1 protein-coding gene is annotated in these 1371 nt (G+C 64.8%); it reads left to right on the plus strand.

Going from position 1 to position 1371, the window contains the following annotated elements:
* Positions 1–323: 323 nt before the first annotated feature.
* Positions 324–1371 (plus strand): integron integrase (locus AC1DYI_RS35750; protein WP_477208833.1); only part of this gene is annotated, 1048 nt, incomplete at its 3' end.

Below are 1371 nucleotides of genomic sequence, written 5' to 3' on the forward strand. Positions count from 1 at the left end.
GGCCGGGCTTCAGGCGCTTGACGACCTCGGTCGTGTCGGCTGGGCAAGTCGGTGGTCGTGCCGAACCATCGGGATGACGGTCGACGACAGCGCTTGTGGTGTCGGCGCCAGGAGGCTTTGATCGATCGCGCTGGATGGTGGGCGCGGGATCTCTGTGCTGGCCGATGGGATATCGAGGATTTCTGCGGGACGGGCTTGCCATGGCGTGATGCTAGCGCGATACTGTATAAAAATACAGTACCGTTGGTTTGCCTCCAGGACTTTGTTGCCCGCTCTCTCGCCGTTCTCGCTTTTTCAACCGCTCAGTCGCCGCTGCCTGTGCCATGCCCGTCCCCCATGCCGATCTGTCATCGCTGCGTCTGCTGGACCAGCTGCGCGAGCACATTCGCTATCGCCACTACAGCTTGCGCACCGAAGAGGCGTATGTGCACTGGGTGCGCGCCTTTGTCCGGTTCCATGGGGCGGCGCGGCACCCGCGCGACATGGGGCGGGCCGAGATTGAAGGGTTTTTGACTTGGCTGGCCGCTGAACGGCAAGTCTCGCCGTCCACCCACAAGCAAGCCCTGTCGGCCTTGCTGTTTCTCTACCAGCATGTGTTGGGGCAAGAGCTGCCGTGGATGGCCGAGTTGGGTCGGCCCAAGCGCCAGGTTCGGTTGCCGGTGGTGTTGACGCATGCCGAGGTGTCTCAGCTGCTGGCGGCGCTGCCGGAGGAGCACCGACTGGTCGGCCGCTTGCTCTATGGCACGGGCATGCGTTTGCTGGAGGGGCTTCGGCTGCGCGTGAAGGATGTCGATTTCGCCCGGCGGGTGATCATCGTGCGCGACGGCAAGGGCGGCAAGGACCGCGTGGTGATGTTGCCCGCTGCGCTCGATGGGTTGTTGAAGGCGCAGATACGGTTGGCTGGTGAACTGCACCGTGCCGACCGCGAGCAGGGCGTGGCTGGCGTGCACCTGCCGCATGCGCTGGCCCGCAAGTACGTGCGGGCAGCTGAGTCGTGGGTGTGGTTCTGGGTGTTTCCGCAAGGCAGCGTGTCGCGTGATCCACGTTCGGGCGGTGAGCGCCGGCGGCATCACGTCCAGGAACAAGCGTTTCAACGGGCCTTCAAGCGGGCATTGCAAGAAGCGCGTATCGCCAAGCCGGCCACACCGCACACGCTGCGCCACTCGTTTGCCACCCACTTGCTGCAAGCCGGCACCGACATCCGCACCGTGCAAGAACTGCTGGGCCATTCGGACGTCAGCACGACGATGATCTACACCCATGTGCTGCGCCTGGGCAGCAGCGGGGTGCGCAGCCCGCTGGACGATCTGGTTTCGCAGTTTGCCGACAGTGGCCGCCTGAGCGCCGAAGAGCCGCCCGCTGTCTATGGGG

This window comes from Ideonella sp. P3_A4 (assembly GCF_056403075.1).